Consider the following 25,761-nt stretch of genomic DNA (forward strand, 5'->3'; position numbering starts at 1 on the left):
GGCCTGGCACGGCGTGCTGCCTCCTCAACCGGAGCGCCCCTCTCTCCCCACGGGGAGAGGGTGCAGGCACGCCTCACCTTGCTCCATCGCCGGGTGGCGACAGCACGCTCGCACCCGCGCCCCCTCTTCACCGATTCACGAGGCACTGCCATGTCTGCCGCTCACCCCGTAAAGTGTTCGCCCATACCCTTTGCTGCGGTGAACCAGGACAGGATGAAGCGCTACGAAAAATTCGCCGACGAGATCGCCGAACTGATCCGCACCGGCGTGCTCGGCCCCGGCGAGAAGGTGCCCTCGGTGCGCCACGCCAGCCGGACCTACGGGGTCAGCCCGTCGACTGTGTTCCAGGCCTACTACCTGCTGGAGGATCGCGGCCTGATCCAGGCGCGGGCGCGCTCCGGCTACTTCGTTCGCGAACACGCCAAGCGCCCCCTGCACGAACCCGAGCTGACCAGCCACGCGGCCCACACCACCGACGTGGACGTCAGCGAGCTGGTGTTCTCCGTGCTGGCCTCGCTGAAGGACCCGCACACCGTGCCCTTCGGCTCGGCCTTCCCCAGCCCCGACCTGTTCCCCCTGCCGCGCCTGGCCAAGAGCATGGCGCATGCCCTGCGCATGCTCTCGCCGCACGAGATCATCGCCGACATGACCGCCGGCAACGCCGACCTGCGCCGGCAGATCGCCCTGCGCTACATGGTCAGCGGCGTGATGCTGCCGATGGAGGAACTGGTGATCGGCAACGGCGCCATGGAGGCGCTCAACCTATGCCTGCAGTGCGTGACCCAGCCCGGCGATCTGGTGGCCATCGAATCGCCGACCTTCTACGCCTGCCTGCAGGTGCTGGAACGGCTGCAGCTCAAGGCCGTTGAGATTCCCGTGCACCCACGCGAGGGCATCGACCTGAGCGCCCTCGAACAGAGCCTGGAGCAGTTGCCGATCAAGGCCTGCTGGTTCATGAGCAGCCTGCAGAACCCGCTCGGCGCCAGCATGAGCGAAGCCAAGAAGCAGGCGCTGTACGAACTGCTGGTCAAGCACCAGGTGCCGCTGATCGAGGACGATGTGTACGCCGAGCTGTATTTCGGCAGCCACCCGCCCAAGCCGGTGAAGAGCTTCGACCGCGAAGGCCTGGTGATGCACTGCAGCTCCTTCTCCAAGAGCCTGGCGCCGGGTTACCGCATCGGCTGGGTCGCCGGCGGGCGCTATGCCGAACAGATCGCCCGGCTCAAGCTGATGACCACCATCTCGCCCTCCGTACCGGCCCAGGCGGCGCTGGCCGACTACCTGCAGCACGGTGGTTACGACCGCCACCTGCGCAAGCTGCGCCATGCCCTGGAGATGCAGCAGAGCGCGATGCTCGCCTCGGCCGCCCGGCACTTTCCCGCCAGCACACGAGTCACCCGCCCGGCCGGTGGCTACTTCCTCTGGTTCGAGTTTCCCGAACGGCTGGATTCGCTGCAGCTGTTGCGCCTGGCCTTGGCCCAGGGCATCAGCCTGGCGCCGGGACCGATCTTCTCCGCCAGCCAGGGCTTCCGCCACTGTGCGCGGCTGAACTACGGCCATGCCTGGAACGCACGCAGCGAGCAGGCCATGGAAGTGCTCGGACGCCTGGTGGCGGGGCTGCTCTGACGCCGCACACGTGTCCCGTAGGGTGGATGACGCTTTTTCATCCACCACCCAGGCCATCACGGTGGATCGATGAAGCGCGATCCACCCTACGCTTCGCCATCCACCCATCCATGCCCGTAGGGTGGATGACGCTCTTTTCATCCACCGAGCAGGCAACCACGGTGGATCGATGAAGCGCGATCCACCCTACGCCTCGCCATCCCCCCATCCATGCCGTAGGGTGGATGACGCTCTTTTCATCCACCACACAGGCAGCCACGGTGGATCGGTGAAGCGTGATCCACCCTACGCCTTGCCATCAAATCCCATCCATGCCGTAGGGTGGATGACGCCTTTTTCATCCACCACCCAGGCAACCAGGGGGCGGGCCCTACTTCCACCAGTACTCCACCTGCACCCCGAAGTTGGAGCCGTTGCGGGCGCTGCCGAAGGCGCCGTTCTCGGACAGTGCCGAGCCGTCGGCCAGCAGGTTGGCGGCCCGTTGCGCCGCCTTGTTCCAGCTGGCGTAGGTGTAGTACAGGCGAATTTCCGGGCGCTGCCAGAAGCCCGGGCCGGCCGGCGACCAGGTCGGCGCGATGGTGAACTTGGTCAGTTTGCGCGTACCACCGGGAGCCTCGACCTGATCGCGGCCGAGCTCGCCCACCAGCTTGAACTGCTCGGTGAAGGCATAGCTGGTACGGCCACCGACGGACAGCCAGTTCTGGTCCGCGCCATCCGGGCGCTTGTCCTTCTGATACACCAGCTGCACCTGGCCACCAAGACGCGGGGTCACCTGAAAGTCGAAGAACTCCACCAGCCGCCAGCTGCTACTGCTGTTGTCCAGGGTCGGGTCGCCGGTGTATCCCAGGCCGGTGCCCGGCCCGCGTCCGTACTGCAGGGCGAAGGTATTGACGCCGCCGAGGACGTCCTGCTGCTTGTGCTGCGCGGTCACCGCCCAGCCGCTGTGGCCGTCGGTGCTGTCCGGCTTGTCGATGTAGCTGACGCCGACTTCCAGCTCGCCACCCGGATTGACCTTGAAACCACCGACGTTGAAGTCGTGGCGGTTGATGTAGGGCTCCTGATCGTAGTTGTCCTTGCGCGAGAACACGTAGCTGTACTTGAGATCACCGATGACCATCTCGTCGATACCGAAGCCGGTGGCACTCTGGTTCCAGTAGTAGAAGTCGGAGATGTGGATGTCGTTACGCTTGTAGAAACGTCGCCCGGCCCACAGCGAACCGCCATTGAGGGCCGGCATGTTGCTCCATTCCGCGTACATCTGGTTCATCCGCGCGAAGCCGTAGTCACCGGTGAACTTGGGCGTGTGCCCGTACTGGTTGTAGAGCTGCGCCATGCCCTCGACGCTGATCACCGAACCATCATCGAGTCGCAGCAGGTCCTGGCGCAGGTCCAGCTCGGCGTACTGCTCGCACTCGTTGCCCAGGCGGTACTTCGATTGCGCCCCCGGCAGCTGGAAGCATTGCTGGGTGCCGCCGGTATCCGCGCCACCGATGCCGCTGCGCACGTAACCGCTGAATTCGACGGCCTGTACCTGCGGCGTGGTCATGGCCAGCGCCAGCACGCAGGGGACGCCGAGTGAACAGGTGAGGCGTTGCTGTGTGGTCTTCATCGTTGCTCCTGATTGTTGTTATTGAGCGATGCTGCGGATTACCGCCGCAGCGGCGGTTTCGTTGCCCTACTGCAGCGTGGCCCGGATGCACTCCCGGGCGGCTGGGCAGTCCCGGATTGCATCCGGGCTGGACGATCAACCTCTCTTCAAGTGCGCGACCTTGCCGTCACCGGCCTGGCGCTGCTTTGCCAGCAGGCGCTCGCCGCTCTGCGCGTCGAACAGCAGCACCCGGCTCGGCTCGAAGCGCAGCGCCAGGCTGGCGCCGACCTGCGGCACCTGGTCCGGCGCGAGGCGGCAGCAGACCTTGGTCTGGTTGAGGGTGACGAACACCAGGGTGTCCGGCCCGGTGGGCTCGGTCACCTCCACCTCGGCGCAGATGCTCGGTGCCTCGGCGGCGCCTTCAGCGGCCAGCTGGATCTGCTCGGGGCGAATGCCGAGGATCAGGTCGCGGTTCTCCAGGCCCTGCGCCAGATCCCCCAGCGGCAGTTCGCAGCGTGCCTGGCCGGCGACCCCGAGCGCCGAGTCGAGTGCGGCCCAGCACTGGCCATCACGGCGTTGCAGGCGCACGGGGATGAAGTTCATCGGCGGCGAGCCGATGAAGCTGGCGACGAACAGGTTGGCCGGGTCGTTGTAGATCTGCTGCGGCGTGCCGAACTGCTGGATGATGCCGTCCTTCATCACCGCCACCTTGTCACCCAGGGTCATGGCCTCGATCTGGTCATGGGTGACGTACACCGTGGTGGTCTTCAGGCGCTGGTGCATCAGCTTGATTTCGGTGCGCATCTCCACGCGCAGCTTGGCGTCGAGGTTCGACAGCGGCTCGTCGAACAGGTAGATCTTCGGCCGCCGCGCCAGCGCCCGGCCCATGGCCACGCGCTGCTGCTGGCCGCCGGAAAGCTGGCCGGGCTTGCGCTGCAGCAGATGTTCGACCTGCAGCAGCCGGGCCACCCGGGCCACCTCCTCGTCGATGGCGGCCGGCGCCAGCTTGCGCATCTTCAGACCGAAGGCGATGTTGTCGCGCACGCTCATGGTCGGGTACAGCGCGTAGGACTGGAACACCATGGCGATGTCGCGATCCTTCGGGCTCATGCCGCTGATATCGGCGCCATCGACCTCGATCGCGCCGCCGCTGATGTCCTCCAGCCCGGCGATGCAGTTCATCAGGGTGGATTTGCCGCAGCCGGACGGGCCGACCAGGATCAGGAACTCACCGGAGTCGATCGACAGCTCGATGTTCCTCAGGGTGTCCGGCAGACCGCTGCCGTAGGACTTGTTGACGTTGCGCAGTTCGAGGGTAGCCATTTCTTTTCTCCAATCGCCGAGGCGTCAGCCCTTCACCGCGCCGGCCGTCAGGCCGCGCAGGAAATACTTTCCGGCCACGATGTAAACCAGCAGCGTCGGCAGCCCGGCGATCATTGCCGCGGCCATGTCGACGTTGTATTCCTTGGCGCCCGTACTGGTGTTGACCAGGTTGTTGAGGGCCACGGTGATCGGCTGCGCGTCACCGCTGGCGAACACCACACCGAAGAGGAAGTCGTTCCAGATCTGGGTGAACTGCCAGATCATGCAGACCATGATGATCGGCACCGACATGGGCAGCAGGATGCGTCCGAAGATGGTGAAGAAGCCGGCGCCATCGAGCCGCGCCGCACGCACCAGGGCGTCGGGCACGGTGACGTAGTAGTTGCGGAAGAACAGCGTGGTGAAGGCGATGCCGTAGACCACGTGGACCAGCACCAGGCCCGCGGTGGTGTTGGCCAGGCCCAGCTTGCCGAGGGTGAACGAGGCCGGCAGCAGCACGGTCTGGAACGGCAGGAAGCAACCGAACAGCAGCAGGCCGAAGAACAGCTGCGAGCCACGGAAACGCCACATCGACAGCACGTAGCCGTTCAGCGCACCGATCGCGGTGGAGATCAGCACGCCTGGCACGGCGATCTTCACCGAATTCCAGAAGTAACCGTCGACCACGCCCCAGGCCTTGACCCAGCCGATCAACGTCAGGGTCTCGGGCCAGGACAGCAGGTTGCCGCTGCGGATGTCCTCGGGCGTCTTGAGGCTGGTCAGCAGCATCACCACCAGCGGCACCAGGTACAGCGCGGCGGCGAACAGCAGGGTGGCGTGGATGGCCAGACGGCTGGGGCTGAGCGCCCGCGTCCGGCGCTTCGCCCCCAGGTGGTCATTGCTGGTAGGTCGCGGCGCGACGCTCGCATCAGTCATGGCGTTTGCCCCGCAGTTCGGAATAGAGATAGGGCACCAGCAGCGAGAGGATCGCGGCCAGCATCAGCATCGCGCTGGCCGAACCGATGCCCATCTGGCCGCGGCTGAAAGTGAAGGAGTACATGAACATCGCCGGCAGATCGGAGGAGTAGCCCGGCCCACCCGCGGTCATCGCCGCCACCAGGTCGAAACTCTTGATGGCGATGTGCGCGAGGATCATCACCGCGCTGAAGAACACCGGGCGCAGGCTCGGCAGGACGATGCGCAGGTAGATGGTCGGCAATCCCGCGCCGTCCACCTGGGCAGCGCGGATGATCGACTGATCGACGCTGCGCAGGCCGGCCAGGAACAGCGCCATCACGAAGCCCGAGGCCTGCCATACGGCGGCGATCACCAGGCAGTAGATGACCCGGTCCTGATCCACCAGCCAGTCCAGGCGAAAGCCTTCCCAGCCCCAGTCACGCAGCATCTTGTCCAGGCCCAGACCGGGATTGAGCAGCCACTTCCAGGCGGTGCCGGTGACGATCATCGACAGCGCCATGGGATACAGGTAGATGGTGCGGATGAAGCCTTCGCGGCGGATGCGCTGGTCCAGCAGCACCGCGAGGAACACGCCGATCAGCAGGCTGATGCCGATGAACAGGCCACCGAACACCAGCAGGTTCTGGCTCGCCACCCACCAGCGGTCGTTGTCCATCAGGCGCATGTACTGCTGCAGCCCGACCCACTTGTAGCTGGGCATGAAGCTGGAGTTGCTGAACGACAACACCAGGGTCCAGAGGATGTAGCCGTAGAAACCGACCAGCACCACCAGCATGCTGGGCGCCAGCACCAGCTTGGGCAGCCAGCGTTGCAGCATGTCGAGGGGCGAGGCCTTGGTCATTACCGGGGTGAGACTCATCGGGCAGTACCAGTCAGCGCAGTGAAATTCGGGCCGAACGCTGCCCCGACCAGGCCAGGGCCCGGTCGTGCGAGGCAGGGTTCAGGAGAGGGGGCCGGGCGTGCCGGCCCGCTGGTGCTACTGGGCGGCCTTGATCGCCGCGTAGATCTGCGCGCCGGCCTTGCTCGGGTCGGCGTCCTTCTCGCTCATGAAGTTGGTCACCACATCGAAGATGGCGCCCTGCACGGCGAGGTTGGTGGCCATGCTGTGGGCCATGCTCGGCTCCAGCTTGCCGTGCTTGTCCGCGTCGAGGAAATCCTTCATCGAGGCCTGGGCGCAGCTGTCGAACTGGCTCATGTCCAGGTCGGCGCGCACCGGGATCGAGCCCTTGTTCCGGTTGAACACGTACTGGAACTCGGGCTCCAGGGCGATGCGCGCCAGGGCGTGCTGGGCGGCGATGTCGCCTGCGTCCTTGAGCCGGAACATGGCCATGGAGTCGATGTTGTAGGTGTAGCTGCCGGCCGTGCCGGGCATCGGCACGCACTGGTAGTCCTTGCCCGCCACCTTGCCGGCGGCGGTCCACTCGCTCTTGGCCCAGTCGCCCATGATCTGCATGCCGGCCTTGCCGTCGATCACCTCGGCGGTGGCCAGGTTCCAGTCACGTCCGGCGCGGTTCTCGTCCATGTAGGTGGAGAGCTTCTTCAGCGCGGTGAACACCTCGGTCATCTGCGGGCTGGTCAGGGTCGCCTCGTCGTTCTCGACGAACGCCTTGTGGAAACCGTCGGCGCCCATGATGCTCAGCACCAGGCCTTCGAACACGGTGCTGTCCTGCCAGGGCTGGCCACCGTGGGCCAGGGCGACGAAACCGGCGGCCTTGAGCTTGTCACCGGCGGCGTAGAGTTCGTCGAGGGTGGTCGGCGCCTTGTCGATGCCGGCCTTGGCGAATACCTGCGGGTTGATCCACAGCCAGTTGACCCGGTGGATGTTCACCGGCACCGCGACGTAGTGACCGTCGTACTGCATGGTGTTGGCAACGGTCTTCGACAGCAGGCCATCCCAGTCGTTGGCCTTGGCCACCTCGTCCAGCGGCGCGAGCAGGTCCAGCGCCCCCCACTCCTGCAGGTCGGGCCCCTTGATCTGCGCCGCACCCGGCGGGTTGCCGGAGACCACGCGGGTCTTCAGCACGGTCATCGCGGCGGAACCGGCGCCCCCGGCCACTGCGCCGTCCTTCCAGGTGAAACCATCCTTCTCGACCAGGTCACGCAGGACCTTCACCGCGGCGGCCTCGCCACCGGACGTCCACCAGTGCACCACTTCCACCGTACCTTTGGAGTCGGCGGCCAGGGCGGCGAAAGGGAACAGGGACGCGAGAGAGACGGCAGTGGCGATGCGAGTAATAGCGTTCATCGGAATACCTTTCTTGTTGTTATCGGGCAAGTCGTGGTGCTTGCGTTGTCAGGGAGTGTACTCAGGGTCGCCGGCGGCTCGGGTAACGAAAGGATGCATGAATGTCACTGCCTCGTTACATCGGCGGCGAGCGCCGTGGCCAGGCTCGGTGCCAGCGCCAGACGCGGCAGCAGCAGCGCCTGGTAGGCGTGGTAGAGGTCGGGTTTGCCCGGCCAGATGCTGGCAGCCGGCCGGTTGTCGCTGTCGAGTTCGTGGTGCCAGCTGCCACCACGCAGGTCGATGAAGTGCGCGTCGATGAAGGCCCAGAACTGCCGGTACCACTGCTCGTAGAGCGTCTCGCCGGTGCGCTGCAACAGTGCCGCCGCTGCCGCGACGGCCTCGGCGTGCACCCAGTGCAGGCGTGCGCGAACCACCGGCTGCTGCCTCCAGTCGAGGCTGTAGACCAGCCCCGGCGCGCCGTCGGCCTGCCAGGCCTGCGCGCAGGCGCGGGCGAACAGACCCCGGGCGTCGGCCAGCAGCCAGTCCGGGGCGGCGCACCCGGCCTGTGTCAGCGCGGCCTGCAGATGCAGCAGCAGGCGCGCCCACTCGAAGGCGTGGCCAGGCGTACTGCCGTAGGGGCGAAACGGGTCGGCGCGGCGCTCGGCGTTGTACTCCGGCAGCGCCTGCCACTGCGCATCGAAATGCTCGAGCACCACATGCCCGCGCGCGGCGGCGTGCCGATGGATCAGGCGTTCGGCGATGCGCAGCGCACGCTGCAACCAGCGCCTATCGCCGCTGACATCGGCCAGGGCGAGAAAGGCCTCGGTGGCGTGCATGTTGCTGTTCGCCCCGCGGTAGGCCTCCTCGTCATGCCAGTCAGCGCTGAAGCTTTCGCGTAAAGCGCCCTCCTCCTCGCTCCAGAAGTGCCGTTCGATGATCCCGATGGCGTCATCGAGCAGCGCCTGCGCGGCGGGACGCCCCGCGACCCTGGCGGAGCTGGCCGCCAACGCGACGAAGGCATGCAGGTACGCGGACTTGCCGCCGCTGCGCGTCGCATCGCTGAACCAGCCGCCATGCGTCTCGTCCCACAGCGCACCGCGCAACGCGGCGAGGCCATGGTCGACCAGCGCAGCGTAACCAGGCAGGCCCTGGATGTGAGCCAGGGCGAAACAGTGGGTCATGCGCGTGGTATGGATCAGTTCGGCCACCGCCCCCTCGGCGATGCGCCCCTCGGCATCGAGCGCGGCGAAGCCCTGCTCGACCTGCGCCTGCCGCGCGAACGGCAACAGGCGCAGGCCTTCGTCGGCCAGCCAGGTGAGGTGGGCGGGCTGGCTCAGCCAGCTGTCTGGATTCAATGCGGCTCCGCTCATTGTTCTGGTTCCCTGCAGATGGGGGGGCCGAGCGCCGCACAGCGGCGCGGCAACGGCGACGAGACAGGACAGACGACGGCGCATTCGGCCGCGCGGCCCCGGCTCGATGAACAGCCGGATGCCGCTTCACCCATCCACCCGAAAGGCGCGCTGCGAAACGCCCAGCAGCCACTCGTCCCCGCAGCGGATTCTAACGAGCGCCCCATCAGCGCCAGGTAACGAACGGGCCTGCCTTTGTCACCGAACGGTGACATTCAGTCCGGCGTGCGCGGCAGGCGCAGGGTGACGCGCAGGCCGCCCTCCCGCAGGTTGCGCAGGCTCACTTCGCCGCCATGGCTATGGGCGATGTTGCGGGCGATACCCAGGCCCAGGCCATAGCCCTGCTGCTGGCCGGCCAGGCGGTAGTGCGGTTCGAACACCTGCTCCAGGCGCTGCTCAGGCACGCCCGGCCCTTCGTCATCGACATGCAGGACGAAGGCCACGCCGTCGTCCTCGATGTGCAGGTGGGCATTGCTGCCGTACTTGCGGGCATTGTCGATCAGGTTGCCGATGCAGCGCCGCAGCGCCAGAGGCTTGCCCGGATAAGTGCTGCTGGCCTGGCCATCGAGGGTCACGCTGCCGTTGCCCGCTGGCGCCAGGTAGGGCTCCACCAGGCAGTGCAGCAGGTGGTTGAGATCCACCGGCTCGATGTTCTCGTGAATGTCGGTGTCCTTCACGCATTGCAGCGCGCCTTTGACCAGCAGCTCCAGGTCGTCCAGGTCGCGGCCGAACTTGGTCTGCAGGCTCTCGTCGTCGAGCAGTTCGACACGCAGGCGCAGGCGCGTGATCGGCGTGCGCAGGTCATGGGAAATGGCGCTGAACAGCTGGCTGCGTTCGGTCAGGTAACGGCTGATGCGCTCGCGCATGGCATTGAACGCACGGGCCACTTCCACCACCTCGCGCCCGCCGCCTTCGGCCACCGGCTCCACCTCCGCGCCCAGCGACATATGCCGCGCAGTGCGGGCCAGGCGCTTGAGCGGACGGCTCTGCAGGTGCACCAGCAAGCCGATGAACAGCAGCAGGAAGACGCTGGTCAGCAGGATGAACCACAGCTGCTGCGCGGGCAGGATGGGTTCTTCCAGGCTGGTGTAGGGCTCGGGCAGCAGCGAGGCGATGTACAGCCACTCGCCCGGCGCCAGCTGGATCTGGGTCACCAGCACTGGCGGATTGACCGGTTCCAGGGTCAGGGCGTAGTGCGCCCAGGAGCGCGGCAGTTCGTCGAGCTTGAGGCCGCCATTGAAGATGCGCAGGTCCTCCGGGCTGACGAAGGTCACCGAGATGTCCGCGGTGCTACCCAGGGACTTGTGCAGCACCGCGGTCACCGCCTCGGTCACCGCCTGCGTGCGTGGCGTGTTCGGCAGCAGCTTCATCTGCAAGGGGCGGTCGTTGAGGCTGACCACGAAGCGCGTGCCGCCCATGCTGCGCAGCTGGTCGAGAACCAGTGGCCGGTAGGCGACCGGCAACGAGCGGAAGTAGCGCACGCTGGCGGACATCGAATGGCCCAGGCTGCGGGCCGTGGTGACCAGCCCTTCGAGCTGGGTGGCGCGCAACTGCGACAGCCAGATGACGCTGGACAAGGTCTGCGCCGCGAGTATCGCCAGCAGCGTGAGCAGCAGCATGCGCCCCAGCAGCGAGCGTGGCAGCGGCAACCAGCGCCGTGGCTCAGCGCCCATCGCCGGCCTGCACGCTGACCATCGCCGCCAGCTGATAGCCGCTGCCGCGCACGGTGCGGATCAGCCGTGGCGGCTTGTCGGTATCACGCAGGCGCTGACGCAGGCGGCTGACGGCCATGTCGACGATGCGCTCCAGCGGCATCACCTCACGGCCACGGGTGGCATTGCCGATGGTGTCGCGGTCGAGAATCTGCTGCGGGTGATCGAGGAACAGCTTGAGCAGGGCGAAATCGGCACCGGAGAGAATCACCTCCTCGCCGTCGCGGTGGAACAGCCGGTGGCTGACCATGTCCAGGCGCCAGTCCTCGAATGCCAGCACCTCGCCGCTGCGCTCCTGGGTGAACTGCGCGCGACGCAGCAGCGCCTTGATCCGCGCCAGCAGCTCGCGCGGGCTGAACGGCTTGCCGAGGTAGTCGTCCGCCCCCAGTTCGAGGCCGATCACGCGGTCGGCCTCGTCGGAGCTGGCGGTCAGCATGATGATCGGCACCTGGGCGAAGCGCTGGTGGCCACGCACCCAGCGACACAGGCTGAAGCCGTCCTCGTCGGGCAGCATCACGTCGAAGATGACCAGGTCGGCCGGCTGCGCGCACAGGCTCTGGCGGAATGCGCTGCCGTCGGGCACGGCGCGCACCGCGAAGCCGACACGGCTCAGGTAGGTTTCGAGCAGTTCGCGAATTTCCTGGTCGTCATCGACCAGCAGTATCGACTTGCCGGGCTGGCTCATGGTCCACCCTCCTTGTTGTATTCATGCCGCCACGCGCCGCGCTAGTCGGCGCCGTACGCCTGCTGCAAGGCCACGCCGGCACCGGTCAGCCCCGGGTACTCGGCCGTCACCAGCCACACCGGAATGCCGTCAAGGTAATGGCTCATGCAGCCCTTGTCGCTGAAACTCTTGGCAAATCCACTGGCGAGAAAACGCTCGGCGAAACGCGGCACGACGCCGCCGGCGATGTACACGCCGCCACGCGCGCCAAGGGTCAGCACGTTGTTGCCGGCAACCCGTCCCAGCCAGCGGCTGAACTGCTCCAGCACCTGGCCGGCGAGCGGCTCGCCCGCCAGACCGGCGACGCTGATCGCGGCAGGCGTCGAATGCACCTGCGGCTGCCCGTCCAGCGTGCAGATCGCCCGGTACAGCGCCAGCAGGCCGTTGCCGCTGAGCACGTCCTCGGCGCGCACGTGACCCAGCTGCTGGTGCAGGACCTGCCACAGCTCGGCCTCGCGCGGACTGCCGATGGGCAGGTCGACATGGCCGCCCTCCCCCGGCAACACCAGCCAGCGACCGTCCTCCAGCCCCAGCAGGGTGCCGACGCCAAGCCCGGTGCCAGCGCCGATCACCAGCGCCGGACGTCCGGCCTGGGCTTCGCCGGGGCAGACCTGGAGGCGCTCGCCGTCACGCAGGCGGGTCATGCCCAGGGCCATGGCGGAGAAATCGTTGATCATCAGCAGGTGCTCGATCTGCAGCGCCGCGCAGAAGGCGGCTCGCTCGATGCGCCAGTGATTGTTGGTGAAGCGGAACAGATCACCGCTGACCGGCCCGGCACAGGCCAGGCACACGGCATCCACGGCGCCCAGGGGCAGGCCCTGGGCATGCAGGTAAGCGGCAATGGCCTGTTCGGGCCCGGGAAAATCGGCGGTGGCCAGGACCTGCACCGCCTGCAGTTGCTCGTCACGCCACAGGGCGAAGCGTGCGTTGGTGCCGCCGATATCACCGACCAGCGCCAGCTTCACGGGCGCAACTCCCGCAACAGGGCGCTGCACAGAAGGGCTACCTCAGGGGCATGAGGGGGCATGCTTTCGACTCCAAAGCGGAATTATTTTTGTAGTTCAGACAACGCACGACACAGTAAACCGGAAAATCATGCCCTTCAATCGGATTAAAGTAGTGATAACAACAATATTTCACAGAACACGTGACGCACGTCCCGAGCCCCTGCGGCAACGGACGGGTCGCCGCCGCATTCACGCCTCGGCATGACCCCGGACAATATCCGCGGCATGGCCGCCCCCTAGACTCGCACTGTCCATGGGCGCACGGCGGGCGCGATCCGCCGCCCTTCCGGTAATCCGCACGGAGAAGCAACATGTCACCCGATATCGTCATCGTCGGCGCCGGCCCAGCCGGCCTGTGCCTGGCCAGGGCCCTGTCCGGGCAGGGTCTGTCGATCATGCTGCTGGAGCGTCAGGCCGAGCAAGCCCTGGCCGCCCCCGCTTTCGACGGCCGCGAGATCGCCCTCACCCATGGCTCGCAGGCACTGCTCGACCGTCTGGGATTGTGGTCGCGGCTGCCCGCCGAGGATGTCGCCGTGCTGCGCGATGCCCAGGTGTTCAACGGCCCCTCGCTGTTCGCCCTGAAGATCCGCGCCGAACAGGCCGGCGCCGAACGGCTCGGCCACCTGGTGGCCAACCAGGCCATTCGCCGCGCCGCCTATGAGGCCGTCCGTGCATGCAGCGACGTGCACCTGCTGTGCGACACCCAGGTGCGCGCCATCCAGTCGGGCGAACACGAAATCAAGCTGGTCCTGCAGGACGGCCAGGTGCTGCAGCCGCGCCTGCTGGTCGCCGCCGACAGCCGCTTCTCGGACACCCGGCGTCAGCTCGGCATCGGTGCGCAACTCAAGGACTTCGGCAAGAGCATGCTGGTGTGCCGCATGCAGCACGATCTGGAGCACCAGCAGGTGGCCTGGGAGTGGTTCGGCTACGGCCAGACCCTCGCCCTGCTGCCACTCAACGGGCGGCAATCGTCGACGGTGCTGACCTTGCCGCCACGCGAGATCGAACGCCTGCTGGCGCTCGACGAGTCCACCTTCGCCCGCGAGATGGAGCAGCGCTTCGACCGCCGCCTGGGCGCCATGCAGCTGCTCGGCAGCCGCCATGCCTACCCGCTGGTGGGGGCCTACGCGCGGCGCATGGTCGGCAAGCGCTGCGCGCTGCTCGGCGATGCCGCGGTGGGCATGCACCCGGTCACCGCGCATGGTTTCAACTTCGGCCTGATCGGCGTGCAGCTGCTGAGCGAGGCCCTGCTGGCGGCCCACGCCAGGCACCAGGACATCGCTGCACCAGCCACGCTGAGCCGTTACGAGCGCCAGTTGCGCCTGGCCACCTGGCCGCTGTACCAGGCCACCAACCTGCTGGTGGAGCTGTACACCAACGACCATCTGCCCGCCCGCCTGCTGCGTGGGGCCGGCCTGCGCATGGCCCAGGGCCTGCTGCCGCTGAAGAAGGGCATCGCCCGCCATCTCACGGCCCGCGCCTGAGCCGCCCCGCGGGCGCGGCGCACCCGGCGCGCCCTCGACCGGCTCATCTGATACGCATCAGACAGCACTTTCTGAGTCTGTTTTGTTTTACCCGGCCTCCCTACAGTTTCGCCATTCGCGCGGCTGCGCGCGCATTACTGTATGGAAGGTTACCGCGATGCAATCTGCTGCTTCCCACCCGGCCTACAACTACAAGGTCGTCCGCCAGTTCACCCTGATGACCATCGTCTGGGGTGTCGTGGGCATGTGCACCGGCGTGCTCATCGCCGCCCAACTGGTGTGGCCGGAACTCAACTTCGACACCCCCTGGCTCAGCTTCGGCCGCCTGCGCCCCCTGCACACCAGCCTGGTGATCTTCGGCTTCGCCGGTAGCGCACAGTTCGCCGCCAGCTACTACGCGCTGCAGCGCACCTGCCAGACGCGCCTGTTCTCCGACGGCCTCGCCGCCTTCACCTTCTGGGGCTGGCAGCTGACCATCCTGATCATGCTGGTGACGCTGCCCATGGGCCTGACCACCACCAAGGAATACGCCGAGATCGAATTCACCGGCGCGCTGTGGATGGCCGTGGTCTGGGTCGCCTACGGCATCGTGTTCTTCACCACCCTGACCCGCCGCAGGACGCCTCACATCTATGTCGGCAACTGGTTCTTCGGCGCCTTCATCCTGGTCATCGCCATCCTCCACGTGGTCAACCACCTGTCGATCCCGGTGAGCTGGTTCAAGTCCTATTCGGTGTATTCCGGCGCCACCGACGCCATGGTGCAGTGGTGGTACGGGCACAACGCCGTGGGCTTCTTCCTCACCACCGGCTTCCTCGGCATGATGTATTACTTCGTGCCCAAGCAGGTGAACCGGCCGGTGTACTCGTACCGCCTGTCCATCGTGCACTTCTGGGCGCTGATCACCCTGTACATCTGGGCCGGCCCGCACCACCTGCACTACACCGCCCTGCCGGACTGGGCGCAGAGCCTGGGCATGGTGATGTCGATCATCCTCCTGGCGCCGAGCTGGGGCGGCATGGTCAACGGCATGATGACCCTGTCCGGCGCCTGGCACCTGCTGCGCACCGACCCGATCCTGCGCTTCCTGGTGGTGTCCCTGGCCTTCTACGGCATGAGCACCTTCGAAGGTCCGATGATGGCCATCAAGACCGTCAACGCCCTGTCCCACTACACCGACTGGACCATCGGCCACGTCCACGCCGGGGCCCTCGGCTGGGTGGCGATGATCACCTTCGGCTCGCTCTACCACCTGATCCCGAAGGTGTTCGACCGCAAGCGCATGTACAGCATCGGCCTGATCAACGCGCACTTCTGGCTGGCCACCATCGGCACCGTGCTGTACATCGCCTCGATGTGGGTCAACGGCATCACCCAGGGCCTGATGTGGCGCGCGGTCAACGAAGACGGCACCCTCACCTACTCCTTCGTCGAAGCGCTGGAGGCCAGCCACCCCGGCTTCGTGGTGCGCCTGGTCGGCGGCCTGTGCTTCCTCAGCGGCATGCTGCTGATGGCCTTCAACACCTGGCTGACCCTGCGCGCCGGCGAACGGGCCACGCAGCCTGCGCCGGAGGTCGCTCATGCCCGCTGAGGCCTGGGGGATACTCGCGCTGCTGCTGTTCTACCTCGGCGTACAGATCAGCCTCGGCCGGACGACGCAGCGCGAGCTCGACGAAGCGACCATGCTGCCCTTCGTCGACGACCCCGAAGTGGCGCGCCGGGTGGAACGCGACACCGGGCGCAGCACCAGCGGCTGCGCCTGCCCGGGGGCCTGCGACGGACGTTGCGAGCACCTCGGGGAGCGCCTGTTGTAGCGCTTCAGACCCACTGATCGTTGCGCTTGCGGCGCACGCGCAGCATGGTCGGCAGGATCAGGCCGAGCAGCAGCCCGGCACCGGCGATGCTGCCGCCATAGGCCATGTAGCGCATCAACGCCTGCTGCTGTTCGTTGCCCAGTTGCGCCTGGGCATCGCGCAGTTGCGAGCGCGTGGTGGTCAGCTCGGCATCCAGCGCGCTGCGCGCGGCCTGCAGTTCCTCGATGAGTTTCTTGCGCGAGTCGAGGGTCTCCTGCATGCCCTGCACGCGCGCCTTCCAGGCATCGTCGATGCCCTTGAGCTCGGCGCTCAGGTCGGCGACCTTCTGCTCCAGCTGCGGCAGGCGCTCGGCCTGGCCGGGCACCGACTGCAGGTCACGACTGGGAATCCACACCGCATTGCCGCTGGCGCCGCGCACCTGGCTGTAGTCGCCCTGGGTACGCAGCAGCTCCACCTTCTCCCCGGACGTCAGCGTGCCGACGATGCGGTAGCCGTCGGTGGGGCCACTGCGCACATAGGTGTTGAGGCTGTCGCTGACCCAGCGCTGATTGCCGGCGGTCTCTTCGGCGTGCAGCAGGGTACTGCCGAGCAGCCCCCCGAGCAGCAGGCAGGCGCCCAGGGCACGGGTGTGGAGCGGAGCGATGCGACAGGAGAAATGACGGGATAAAAGCATGGGAGGATCTTCACGTGGCAGTCAGACGGACCCGGCGAGCGGGATGGGCGATGACGGCGAGCACGGCAAACGCGCTGCAACACGATACGAGCAGAATCTGCGACGAAGACGCCACACTAGCGGCAATTAGCCATCTACCCCTCCCCGTTCGGGCCGACAGCAGACAGACATTGGCGGACGCCTTCGAGTTCACTCGCCGCTGACGATGAACGATGGACGCAGCAGCGCTTCAACCGTTGTGGCGCTGGACGAAGGCGCGAAAATCCGCCAGCGGCATCGGCCGCCCGAGCAGGTATCCCTGAAACTGGTTGCAGCCGTTGCTCGCCAGAAAGTGGCGCTGCGCCTCGGTTTCCACGCCTTCGGCGATCACCGTCATGCCCATGCTCTGGCCGAGGGCGATGACGCTGCGCACGATGGCTTCGCTGTTGGCATCGCTGAGCACGTCGCAGATGAACGAGCGGTCGATCTTCAGCTTGCTCAGCGGCAAGCGCTTGAGATGACTGAGGGAGGAGAAGCCGGTGCCGAAGTCATCCAGCGAGAAGCGCACGCCACGCTCCACCAGCGCCGTCATCTTGCGCGTGAGGTCCTCCATGTCGTGCACGATCAGCGTCTCGGTCAGCTCCAGTTCCAGGCGCTGCGCGTCGATCCGATGCCGCTCGATCAGCCCGGCGATCTCGGCGACGAAGCTGTTCTGCGAGAACTGCTTCTGGCTGATGTTCACCGCCAGGTCGATGTCGCGGTACAGCGGCTCGTCCTGCCACTGGTGCAGCTGCTCGGCGGTCTGTTCCAGCACCCAGTGGCCGATGGGGATGATCAGCCCGGTATGCTCGGCGTGGTCGATGAACTCCCCCGGCGCCAGCAGGCCGCGCTGCGGATGCAGCCAGCGAATCAGCACCTCGGCGCCGATCACCCGGTTGGCGCCGTTCAGTTGCGGCTGGTAGTGCAGGACGAACTGACGCTCGCGCACGGCAGCGCGCAGGTCCCGGTCCAGCTCGGAGCGCTCGGCGGTGTCGGTCTGCAGGATGTGCAGCAGGAAGAAGAACATCAGCATGGCCACCAGCGCCTGCACCCAGGAGCCGACCACCCGCACCCCGTCCGGCAGTGCATGCAGGTCGGTCGGCCGCCAGGTGGAGGCCGCCAGCGCGACGAACAGCAGCAGGCAGAACAGGGAGATGCCGTAGCGCAAGCCCATGGGCTCGTCGCGAAACGCCATCAGCGCCGCCACGGCCATCGGCAGCAGGTACAGGTGAGTGGCGCGCGGCGCGGCGAGCGTGGGCGGGTCGAGCAGCAGGGTCGAGGCGACCACGACCACCAGCAGTGCGCCGAACAGCACCAGGTTGGCGCTGAGCGCCCGGTTGCGCAGGGTCAGGAGGAAGACCGCCACGCCACTGAGAATGATCGCCAGGTCCATCAGGGCGATGGCCGTGTAGCCGTGCGAGAGAAAGAACAGCCCCCAGAACACCCCCATCCCGACCATGACCAGGCTGGCCAGCATGCGCATGCGCCGCTCGCGGCGCTGACCGACCAGCGCCAGGTCCGCGCCATGCCAGAGCTGGCGGACACGTTTGCCGAAGATCGAGAGTGATGGCATGGGAAAGTCCTTGAGCGATCACTCTCATTCTTGAAGCTGCTGGGCCGAATGCAAGTTTCGGCACCGCTTCAGTAGCGCCAGTGTTCCTTGCTGGCCAGGCGTTCGGCGAGAAAATCCAGCAGCAGACGCATGGCCGGCAGCATCTGCCGGCGACTGCCGTAGAGCGCATGGATGCCCAGTTCGGGCGAGCGATACTCGGGCAGCAGCTGCACCAGCCGGCCCTCGCGCAGCAGCGCCTCCACCGAATACAGCGGCTGCAGGCTGACGCCAGCGCCGGCCAGCGTCGCCTCCAGCAGCACCATCGACTCGTTGGCGCTGAGGCTGCCGGAGACCGACACCGCAGTCGCCTCGCCCTGGTGCGCGAACTCCCACAGGCTGCGGCCGAAGTAGGCATAGGCCAGGCAGTTGTGCCGGGTCAGGTCCTGCGGATGCTGCGGCGTGCCCTGGCGCGCCAGGTATGCCGGGGCGGCACACACCACCGAACGACATACCGCCAGGTGCCGGGCGATCAGGTTGGGGTCGAGCTGGTTGGTGATGCGCAGCGCCAGGTCGATGCGCGCCTCGACCAGGTTGACGGCCTCGCTGCCGATCAGCAGGTCGATGTTGACCTGCGGGTAGCGGCTGGTGAAGTCGTGCAACGCATGCACCAGCCAGGCCTGGGCGAAGGACTGGCTGCTGGTGATGCGCAGCGTGCCGCGCGGCACGGCGTCCACGCTCTGCCCCAGGGCCTGCATGCGCTCGGCCAGTGCCAGCATCTCGCGGCACTGCGGCAACATCTGCTCGCCGGCCGCCGTCAGGCTCAGCTTGCGCGTGCTGCGGTGCAACAGGCGCACCCCGGCCCAGCCTTCCAGCTCGGCCAGGTAGCGCGAGACCATGGCCCGCGACATGTCCAGCGCCTCGGCCGCAGCCGTCTGGCTACCGCGCTCCAGCACCTCGACGAAAACCCGTGCCGCTGTCAGTCGATCCATAATTCGCTCGATTCATGCAACAAACATGACCAGCTTACGGGGCTTTTCGCTCGCCAGGTAGCGCATAAGATGCGCCCCTCACCTGCCTGGAGACCACCATGTCCCTCACTTCCCGTTTCTTCGCCGGCCTCGGCCTGCTCGCCGTGGCGGCTGGCGCCCTCGCCCAGCCACTGACCCTGGACATCTACAACCCGCGCGAGAATGCCGTGTTCCCGGTCAGCTCGACCCTGATCAGCGGTGAGAAGGACGCCATCCTGGTGGACGCGCAGTTCTCCAACACCGAGGCCCAGGCCCTGGTCGAACGCATCCGCGCCAGCGGCAAGCGCCTGACCACCATCTTCATCAGCCATGGCGATCCCGATTTCTACTTCGGCCTCGATACCCTGACCCGCGCCTACCCCGACGCCAAGGTACTGGCCACCCCGGCCACCGTCGCCTACATCGAGAAGACCCGCGCGCCCAAACTGGCCTACTGGGGCCCGATCCTGAAGGAAAGCGCCCCGGCCCGCACCCAGGTGCCCGAGCCCCTGCAAGGCAATGCGCTGGAACTCGAAGGGCAGCGCATCGAAGTGGTCGGTCACGACCCACAGCACACCAGCCTGTGGATTCCCGCCATCAAGGCCGTGGTCGGCGGCGTGCTGACCAGCGCCAACATCCACCTCTGGGTGGCCGATGCGCAGAGCGCCGAAGCGCGCCAGCGCTGGCTGAAATCCCTGGACGAACTCGAAGCGCTGCAGCCGACCACCCTGGTGCCCGGGCACTACCTCGGCAAGCCGGCGATGGGCCTCGACGACCTGCGTTTCACCCGCGAATACCTGCTGACGCTGGAGCAGCAACTGCCCAAGGCCAAGAACAGCCAGGCGCTGATCGCCGCCATGCAGGCGCGTTATCCCCAGCTGCAGGATGACAGCAGCCTGGAGCTGAGCGCCAAGGTGCTCAAGGGCGAAATGCAGTGGCCATGAGTGGCCGCATCCTGATCTGTGGCGCCTCGCGCGGACTGGGCCTCGGCCTGGTCCGCGCGTTCGTCGAGGCGGGCTGGGAGGTGCTGGCAGTGGTGCGCGAGCTGCGTCCGGCCAGCCCGCTGGACGCCCTGCGCACCCGCCACCCACAGGCGCTGCAGGTGATCGCCTGCGACCTCGCTCGCCTCGACGCGGCCAGCACCATCGAAGCCGCCCTGCATGGCCGGCGCCTCGACTGCGCGCTGTTCAATGCGGGGGTCTATGGCCCGGGCCACCAGGACCCGCGCCAGGCCCTGTTCGACGATGTCGGCCAGCTGTTTCTGGCCAACGCGGTGGCCCCGATCCGCCTGGCCCAGTGCCTGGCCGAGCAGGTGGCCGACGGTGGCGTGATCGCCTTCATGAGCTCGCAGATGGCCAGCCTGACGCTGGCACGTGCCGCCGACATGCCGCTGTATGGCGCCAGCAAGGCCGCGCTGAACAGCCTGCTGCGCAGCTGGCAGGCGCAACTGCCACGCCTGCCCTGGAGCCTGCTGGCGCTGCACCCCGGCTGGGTGCGCACCGACATGGGCGGTGACGCCGCCCCACTGAGCGTGGAACAGAGCGCCAGTGACCTGCGCCAGGTGATCCTCGATCAACTCGGGCGTCGCCAGTGCGCCTTCCTCGATCATCAGGGCCAGTCACTGCCCTGGTGACGCCCCGCCACACGCCTGCCCGTGCCTCGCCCGAACGAGGCACAGGGTCTTCGACGCTCCCGCCCCGCCGCCCGCACAACCTCACTGCATTCGCACACAGCTATACAATTCTTTTACAAAACTAGATTTTGTACATATATTGGATAGCAACATTCCTCATGGACGCCGTACCGGGCGCCCGTGAACGCTCGAACTCGACACGCTGCGCAATCCGGCAACCCTCTTCTCCCCCCTTTCCTGGTTGCCGGATTTTTTTATTCATCGCCCGTCGCCGCCGGGCCACTCGCTGCACGGCTGGACGCGGCCACCGCCAGCCCCGGAGGAAGCGCCCATGGCGACCTCGCTTCGACCGCTGCCAGCAGCCCTCCTGGCGCTGCTCCTGCTGGCCTGCGTCACCGCGCCGGCCTGCGCCCAGGGCAGCTGGCGTGCCCAGGTGCCACAGGCGACCCTGATCGGCAGCGGCGACTTCAGCTGGTTCGGTTTCTCGGTATACAACGCCAAGCTGTGGAGCCCGGTGGCGCAGGTGGACTTCTCGCAGCCCTTCGCCCTGGAGCTGACCTACCGGCGCCGCATCAGCCGCGACACCCTGGTGGACACCAGCCTCGACGAAATCCGCCGCCTCAACGGCGAGCCGCTCGATCGCGAACAGCAGGCAGACTGGGTCCGGCAGATGCAGCAGGCCTTCGTCGACGTCGAGGACGGCACGCGCATCACCGGCGTGTTCCTCCCCGGCCGGGGCTGTCGCTTCTACGTCAATGGCCAGTTGCAGCACGTCATCGAGGATGACGAGTTCGCCCGCGCCTTCTTCGCCATCTGGCTCGACCCGCAGACCCGCAGCCCGAAACTGCGTGCCGCGCTGCTCGGCCTCAACCGATGAGGAGTGCCATGAGAACGCCAGCCATCCTGCTCGCCTGCCTGCTGCTGGTCAGCTGCGGCCAGGTTCCCGTCGAGCGCTACGCCGACCAACGCCCCGCACTGGACCTGCCCACCTTCTTCAGCGGTCCGGTACAGGTCTGGGGCATGTTCCAGGATCGTTCCGGCGAAGTGATCAAACGCTTTCACGTCGACATCGACAGTCGCCGCGACGGCGACAGGCTGATTCTCGACGAGCGCTTCCTGTACAGCGACGGCACGCGCCAGCGCCGGGTCTGGACCCTCACCCCGGACGGCACCGGGCGCTGGCTCGGCAGCGCCGACGACGTGGTCGGCCAGGCCGTCGGCGAAGTCGCCGGCAACGCCCTGCGCTGGCGTTATCACCTCAACCTGCCGGTGGATGACAGCACCTACGTCGTCTACTTCGACGACTGGATGTACCTGATGGACGACGACACCCTGATCAACCGTTCCAGCATGAGCAAGTTCGGCATCGAGTTGGGCCAGGTCACGCTGTTCTTCCGCCGCGCGGCGGCCACACCATGAACACGCCACTGCTCGGCAGCCTGGGGACGCGTTACAAGGCGCTGGTCATCGGCGCCAGCGGCACCCTCGGCCAGGCCTTCTGCCAGCTGCTGCGCGCCGACGTCCACTGCGCCAGCGTGCGCGAGCTGAGCCGTGGCAGCTCACCGGCGCTGGACCTGGAAGCCCCGTCCAGCATCGCCGAGGCCGCCGCTGCGCTGGCCGATGAAGGGCCCTATCAGCTGATCGTGCATGCAGCCGGGCTCCTGCATCGCGCCGGCATCGCCCCGGAAAAGAGCCTGGCAGCCATCGAGGCCGAGGCGTTGCAGGCGGTGTTCCAGGTCAACGCCCTGGGGCCCGCGCTGGTGCTGCGGCACTTCCTGCCGCTGCTCGACGCGCAGGGCGCCATGGCCATGCTCTCGGCCAAGGTCGGCAGCATCGGCGACAACCGCCTGGGCGGCTGGTATGCCTACCGTTCGTCCAAGGCGGCGCTGAACATGCTGATCAAGACCGCGGCCATCGAACTGGCGCGCAGCAAACCCAGGGCGCGCCTGCTCAGCCTGCATCCCGGTACGGTGATCTCCCCTCTGTCGCAGCCCTTCCGTGGCGCGCTGGCGGCTCGCCCGGCCGAGCAGGCCGCCAGGGAGCTGCTGCGGGTGATCGACAGCCTGGGAGCGGAGCACAGCGGCAGCTTCCATGCCTACGACGGTCAGCCGCTGCCCTGGTAGGGCGAGCTACGCGCCACCGAACAGATCGAAGGAGTCGAGCAGGCGCCAGGCGATTTCCGGCGTCGTCTCCATGGCCCGGCGAATCGCGGCGGGGATGCTCTGCCGGGTCTTGCGGCACAGCCCCGGATGCGCCTCGAAGTGCATGTGGATGCCACGCATGCTGCGCACCTCGCCATGGCTGGGCTCGATCTGCAGGCGAATGCCCAGCTGTTCGTACATGCGCTGCTGCATGCGCTGCAGGTCCTCCAGACTCTGCAGGCTCTCCAGGCGTTCGAGCAGGCGCTGCTCCTCCTGCCGGGTCAGCAGCAGCACACGCGTATCGGCGCCCGGCAACGCCAGCAGCTCATCGCGCTGACAGTCACAGGCACCCGGCGGACAGGGGTTACGCAGAGGCAGGGGTGAATTCATGCCCCTGATCATAGCCATAGCCAGGCGCGCTGCCCATCCACGCCCATCGGCCGGCTTGCCAGCGTGGCAGACTTCGTTAAGCTCACAGCATTCCCCCTCGATGCAAGGATGAACACCATGTTGCGCTTCACCACGTTCGCCGCTGGCCTGCTGCTCTCGGCCAACGTCTTCGCCCTGTCCCTCTCCGACCTGAGCCAGCAGGACGCCAGCGGCGGCCTGAAGGACGCCCTGATCCAGGGCGCCCAGGTGGCGGTCAAGCAACTGGGCACGCCCGGTGGCTTCAGCAACAATCCCGACGTGCGTATCGAACTGCCGGGCAAGCTCGGCAAAGCCGCCAAGACCATGAAGATGATGGGCATGGGTGCCCAGGTCGAACAGCTGGAAAGCAGCATGAACAAGGCCGCCGAGGCCGCCGTGCCGCAAGCCCAGGCGCTGCTGGTCGATGCCGTGAAGAAGATGACCGTGGCCGACGCCAAGGCGATCCTCAGCGGCCCGCAGGACTCGGCCACGCAGTACCTGAACAAGAGCAGCCGCGAGCAGATTCGCGCCAAGTTCCTGCCCATCGTCAAGCAGGCCACCGACCAGGTCGGCCTGGCCCAGCAGTACAATGCCTTTGCCGGCCAGGCTGCCAGCTTCGGCGTGGTCGACGCCAAGAGCAGCACGGTGGAAGGCTACGTCACCGAACAGGCGCTCGATGGCTTGTTCGAGATGATCGCCAAGCAGGAAGCCAGCATCCGCGAAAACCCGGCCGCCGCCGCCACCAGCCTGGCGAAGAAGGTGTTCGGCGCGCTCTGAGCCAACCCGGCGCCTGCGACGCCCCGCAACGGGACGTCGCAGGCCCTCAGCCCACCGCGCGCAGCCAGGCGAGCAGCTCGCTCGCCAGTGAATCCTCTGCCGGAGCCGCCGGCAGGTACAGGCAGTAGCGCGAGCCATCGCCGAAGAACCCCGACGGCGCCGCCAGAACGCCACTGCGAATGTCATCCTGCACCAGGTGCCAGGGGCCGATGGCGACCCCCAGCCCGGCGACCGCCGCCTGCAGGCTGAAGTAGAAGTGCTCGAACACCTGCCCGCCCTGCGCCTTGACGGACTGTCCGGCAGCCTGCGCCCAGGCGCTCCAGGCCGTGGGCCGGGTGCGCGTATGCAGCAGCGGCGCCGACGGGCGCAACTGGCCATCGGCGGTGAACCATTGCTCGATCTTGTCCGCGCGGCACACCGCCGCCACCTGCTCCTCGAACAGCGGTTCGCGGTGGTAATGCGCCGGGCAGGGAAAATCGTCGCGGCGAATGGCCAGGTCGATCCCCTGCTCGAAGGAAAAACCGCCGCCGCCCGCCACCAGATGCATGGGCAACTGCGGATGGCGCGCCTGGAACTCGCTCCAGCGCGGGATCAGCCAGCGCATCAGCAGGGTCGGCTCGCAGGAGATCACCAGTTGGCGCCCGCGCCGGGCCCTGGCGCGCAGTTCAGCGACCGCCTGCGCCATCACCGCCAGCCCCTCCTCCACGGCCCGGGCCAGCTGCCGCCCCTCGTCGGTGAGAAACACACGCTGCCGGCGCCGCTCGAACAGCGTCACCTCCAGCTCGGCCTCGAGCAGGCGCACCGCGCGGCTGATGGCGCCGGGGGTCACGTGCAACGCCTCGGCCGCACGGGCGAAGTGCTCCTCGCGCGCCGCTGCCGCAAAGCAGCGCAGGGCCGTCAGCGAGGGCAGACGGGCGCCAGAAGATGACGACTCAAACTCACTATATGCATCAGAAATCATCGTTACAGGCCTATGCAGCAAACGAGGAAAATATAGGCGTTAACTAACCAAGAGACACCATACCTCATGAGCGAATGGATAGTTGTAATCACCATCACCCTACTCGCCTGCATCAGTCCCGGCCCGGACTTCGCGCTGGTCTGCCGGCAATCGCTGATGCTGTCCCGGCGCGCCGGCCTGTTCACCGCTGTCGGCATCGGCCTGGGCGTGCTCGTGCACGTGTCCTACACCCTGCTCGGCCTCGGCCTGCTGCTGCAGCAGTCCGCCTGGCTGTTCACCCTGTGCAAGTTCGCAGGCGCCGGCTACCTGCTCTACCTGGGGCTGCGCATGCTGCGTAGCCGCCCCGAGGAACAGCAGACGAACAGCCCGGCGCTGGCCGTCGACGCCTTCGCCGCCCTGCGCATGGGCTTCCTCGGCAATGCGCTGAACCCCAAGACATCGCTGTTCATCGTCAGCCTGTTCATGGGCGTGGTCAGCCCGCAGACCTCGCTGGCCAGCCAGCTGGGTTATGGCGCATTCATCGCCATCGCCCATGTCGCCTGGTTCGCCCTGGTCGCCCTGGGCCTGTCAGCGCAGGCCGTGCGGCTGCGCCTGCTGGCCATGCGGCAGCGCATCGAGCAACTGTTCGGCACCTTGCTGGTCGGCTTTGCCCTGTGGCTGGCCACGACCTCGCAACCACGCTGAGCACAATGAAAAAGCCCCGCCGGGCTTGTGGCCGGGCGG

The 25,761-nt window shown here is 67.1% G+C and carries 25 protein-coding genes; 11 read left to right on the forward strand and 14 right to left on the reverse strand.

What is annotated here, in order from left to right; translation table 11 throughout:
* Positions 1–213: 213 nt before the first annotated feature.
* Positions 214–1,626, forward strand: a complete 1,413-nt coding sequence (gene mapR, locus JLK41_RS17500; protein ID WP_037053662.1) for a GntR family transcriptional regulator MpaR — start codon at positions 214–216, stop codon at positions 1,624–1,626.
* 370 nt (positions 1,627–1,996) lie between these two features.
* On the opposite strand, the gene JLK41_RS17505 is transcribed toward mapR, so the two are convergent.
* The 9 genes from JLK41_RS17505 to JLK41_RS17545 all read right to left on the reverse strand — a co-directional run bounded on the left by JLK41_RS17505 (position 1,997) and on the right by JLK41_RS17545 (position 12,528).
* Positions 1,997–3,235, reverse strand: a complete 1,239-nt coding sequence (locus JLK41_RS17505; RefSeq protein ID WP_037053659.1) for a maltoporin — start codon at positions 3,233–3,235, stop codon at positions 1,997–1,999.
* 135 nt (positions 3,236–3,370) lie between these two features.
* Positions 3,371–4,537 carry an ABC transporter ATP-binding protein gene (locus JLK41_RS17510; protein WP_210389461.1) on the reverse strand — a complete coding sequence of 389 codons (1,167 nt, stop codon included), beginning with the start codon at positions 4,535–4,537 and terminating at the stop codon, positions 3,371–3,373.
* 24 nt (positions 4,538–4,561) lie between these two features.
* Complete coding sequence (locus tag JLK41_RS17515; protein WP_244976438.1) at positions 4,562–5,452, reverse strand: carbohydrate ABC transporter permease; 891 nt, start codon at positions 5,450–5,452, stop codon at positions 4,562–4,564.
* Positions 5,445–6,353, reverse strand: a complete 909-nt coding sequence (locus JLK41_RS17520; RefSeq protein ID WP_037053654.1) for a carbohydrate ABC transporter permease — start codon at positions 6,351–6,353, stop codon at positions 5,445–5,447. The genes JLK41_RS17515 and JLK41_RS17520 overlap by 8 nt, the downstream gene beginning before the upstream one ends.
* 117 nt (positions 6,354–6,470) lie before the next feature.
* Positions 6,471–7,739: an ABC transporter substrate-binding protein gene (locus tag JLK41_RS17525; protein ID WP_210389462.1), complete on the reverse strand. Its 1,269-nt coding sequence runs from the start codon at positions 7,737–7,739 to the stop codon at positions 6,471–6,473.
* A 104-nt stretch (positions 7,740–7,843) separates the two neighbouring features.
* Positions 7,844–9,088 (reverse strand): D-mannose isomerase, encoded by a 1,245-nt coding sequence (locus JLK41_RS17530; protein ID WP_210389463.1) that lies wholly within the window; start codon positions 9,086–9,088, stop codon positions 7,844–7,846.
* A gap of 254 nt (positions 9,089–9,342) precedes the next feature.
* Positions 9,343–10,800 carry an ATP-binding protein gene (locus tag JLK41_RS17535; RefSeq protein ID WP_280527654.1) on the reverse strand — a complete coding sequence of 486 codons (1,458 nt, stop codon included), beginning with the start codon at positions 10,798–10,800 and terminating at the stop codon, positions 9,343–9,345.
* Positions 10,790–11,524: a response regulator gene (locus JLK41_RS17540; protein ID WP_037053646.1), complete on the reverse strand. Its 735-nt coding sequence runs from the start codon at positions 11,522–11,524 to the stop codon at positions 10,790–10,792. The genes JLK41_RS17535 and JLK41_RS17540 overlap by 11 nt, the downstream gene beginning before the upstream one ends.
* Positions 11,525–11,565: 41 nt before the next feature.
* On the reverse strand, positions 11,566–12,528 hold the full coding sequence (locus tag JLK41_RS17545) for a glucokinase (protein WP_210389464.1): 963 nt from the start codon (positions 12,526–12,528) through the stop codon (positions 11,566–11,568).
* Positions 12,529–12,881: 353 nt separating this feature from the next.
* On the opposite strand from JLK41_RS17545, the gene ubiM reads away from it, so the two are divergent.
* From ubiM to JLK41_RS17560, 3 genes are all read left to right on the forward strand, one after another.
* Positions 12,882–14,054, forward strand: coding sequence for a 5-demethoxyubiquinol-8 5-hydroxylase UbiM (gene ubiM, locus JLK41_RS17550; RefSeq protein WP_210389465.1), 1,173 nt, complete (start codon positions 12,882–12,884; stop codon positions 14,052–14,054).
* A gap of 157 nt (positions 14,055–14,211) precedes the next feature.
* Positions 14,212–15,645: a cytochrome-c oxidase, cbb3-type subunit I gene (gene ccoN, locus JLK41_RS17555; protein WP_210389466.1), complete on the forward strand. Its 1,434-nt coding sequence runs from the start codon at positions 14,212–14,214 to the stop codon at positions 15,643–15,645.
* Positions 15,635–15,868 (forward strand): cytochrome Cbb oxidase CcoQ, encoded by a 234-nt coding sequence (locus tag JLK41_RS17560; RefSeq protein WP_047587507.1) that lies wholly within the window; start codon positions 15,635–15,637, stop codon positions 15,866–15,868. The genes ccoN and JLK41_RS17560 overlap by 11 nt, the downstream gene beginning before the upstream one ends.
* A gap of 4 nt (positions 15,869–15,872) precedes the next feature.
* On the opposite strand, the gene JLK41_RS17565 is transcribed toward JLK41_RS17560, so the two are convergent.
* The 3 genes from JLK41_RS17565 to JLK41_RS17575 all read right to left on the reverse strand — a co-directional run bounded on the left by JLK41_RS17565 (position 15,873) and on the right by JLK41_RS17575 (position 19,100).
* Entirely contained in the window at positions 15,873–16,541 is a 669-nt protein-coding gene (locus JLK41_RS17565; protein ID WP_037057374.1) for a TIGR04211 family SH3 domain-containing protein, read from the reverse strand.
* 229 nt (positions 16,542–16,770) lie between these two features.
* Positions 16,771–18,132: an EAL domain-containing protein gene (locus JLK41_RS17570; RefSeq protein WP_150605878.1), complete on the reverse strand. Its 1,362-nt coding sequence runs from the start codon at positions 18,130–18,132 to the stop codon at positions 16,771–16,773.
* A 68-nt stretch (positions 18,133–18,200) separates the two neighbouring features.
* On the reverse strand, positions 18,201–19,100 hold the full coding sequence (locus JLK41_RS17575; RefSeq protein ID WP_210389467.1) for a LysR family transcriptional regulator: 900 nt from the start codon (positions 19,098–19,100) through the stop codon (positions 18,201–18,203).
* A 98-nt stretch (positions 19,101–19,198) separates the two neighbouring features.
* Here JLK41_RS17575 and JLK41_RS17580 point away from each other — a divergent pair, with 98 nt between their 5' ends.
* The 5 genes from JLK41_RS17580 to JLK41_RS17600 all read left to right on the forward strand — a co-directional run bounded on the left by JLK41_RS17580 (position 19,199) and on the right by JLK41_RS17600 (position 22,874).
* Entirely contained in the window at positions 19,199–20,062 is an 864-nt protein-coding gene (locus JLK41_RS17580) for an MBL fold metallo-hydrolase (RefSeq protein WP_210389468.1), read from the forward strand.
* Positions 20,059–20,751 (forward strand): SDR family oxidoreductase, encoded by a 693-nt coding sequence (locus tag JLK41_RS17585; RefSeq protein ID WP_244976439.1) that lies wholly within the window; start codon positions 20,059–20,061, stop codon positions 20,749–20,751. The genes JLK41_RS17580 and JLK41_RS17585 overlap by 4 nt, the downstream gene beginning before the upstream one ends.
* 331 nt (positions 20,752–21,082) lie before the next feature.
* Positions 21,083–21,628 (forward strand): chalcone isomerase family protein, encoded by a 546-nt coding sequence (locus tag JLK41_RS17590; protein ID WP_134677438.1) that lies wholly within the window; start codon positions 21,083–21,085, stop codon positions 21,626–21,628.
* An 8-nt stretch (positions 21,629–21,636) separates the two neighbouring features.
* Positions 21,637–22,170, forward strand: coding sequence for a DUF3833 domain-containing protein (locus JLK41_RS17595; protein ID WP_210389469.1), 534 nt, complete (start codon positions 21,637–21,639; stop codon positions 22,168–22,170).
* Positions 22,167–22,874, forward strand: coding sequence for an SDR family NAD(P)-dependent oxidoreductase (locus tag JLK41_RS17600; protein WP_210389470.1), 708 nt, complete (start codon positions 22,167–22,169; stop codon positions 22,872–22,874). The genes JLK41_RS17595 and JLK41_RS17600 overlap by 4 nt, the downstream gene beginning before the upstream one ends.
* Positions 22,875–22,880: 6 nt before the next feature.
* Here the strand turns inward: JLK41_RS17600 and JLK41_RS17605 are convergent, their stop codons facing one another.
* A complete protein-coding gene (locus JLK41_RS17605; protein WP_210389471.1) occupies positions 22,881–23,282 on the reverse strand; it encodes a hypothetical protein in 402 nt (133 codons plus the stop codon).
* A gap of 117 nt (positions 23,283–23,399) precedes the next feature.
* Here JLK41_RS17605 and JLK41_RS17610 point away from each other — a divergent pair, with 117 nt between their 5' ends.
* Positions 23,400–24,077 (forward strand): DUF4197 domain-containing protein, encoded by a 678-nt coding sequence (locus tag JLK41_RS17610; protein ID WP_037057390.1) that lies wholly within the window; start codon positions 23,400–23,402, stop codon positions 24,075–24,077.
* Positions 24,078–24,123: 46 nt separating this feature from the next.
* Here the strand turns inward: JLK41_RS17610 and JLK41_RS17615 are convergent, their stop codons facing one another.
* On the reverse strand, positions 24,124–25,038 hold the full coding sequence (locus JLK41_RS17615) for a LysR family transcriptional regulator (protein ID WP_210389472.1): 915 nt from the start codon (positions 25,036–25,038) through the stop codon (positions 24,124–24,126).
* Positions 25,039–25,104: 66 nt separating this feature from the next.
* Here JLK41_RS17615 and JLK41_RS17620 point away from each other — a divergent pair, with 66 nt between their 5' ends.
* On the forward strand, positions 25,105–25,722 hold the full coding sequence (locus JLK41_RS17620; RefSeq protein ID WP_210389473.1) for a LysE family translocator: 618 nt from the start codon (positions 25,105–25,107) through the stop codon (positions 25,720–25,722).
* Positions 25,723–25,761: the final 39 nt, after the last annotated feature.

Origin of the sequence: Ectopseudomonas khazarica (assembly GCF_017915135.1) — a bacterium.
Taxonomy (GTDB): Bacteria; Pseudomonadota; Gammaproteobacteria; order Pseudomonadales; family Pseudomonadaceae; genus Aquipseudomonas; species Aquipseudomonas khazarica.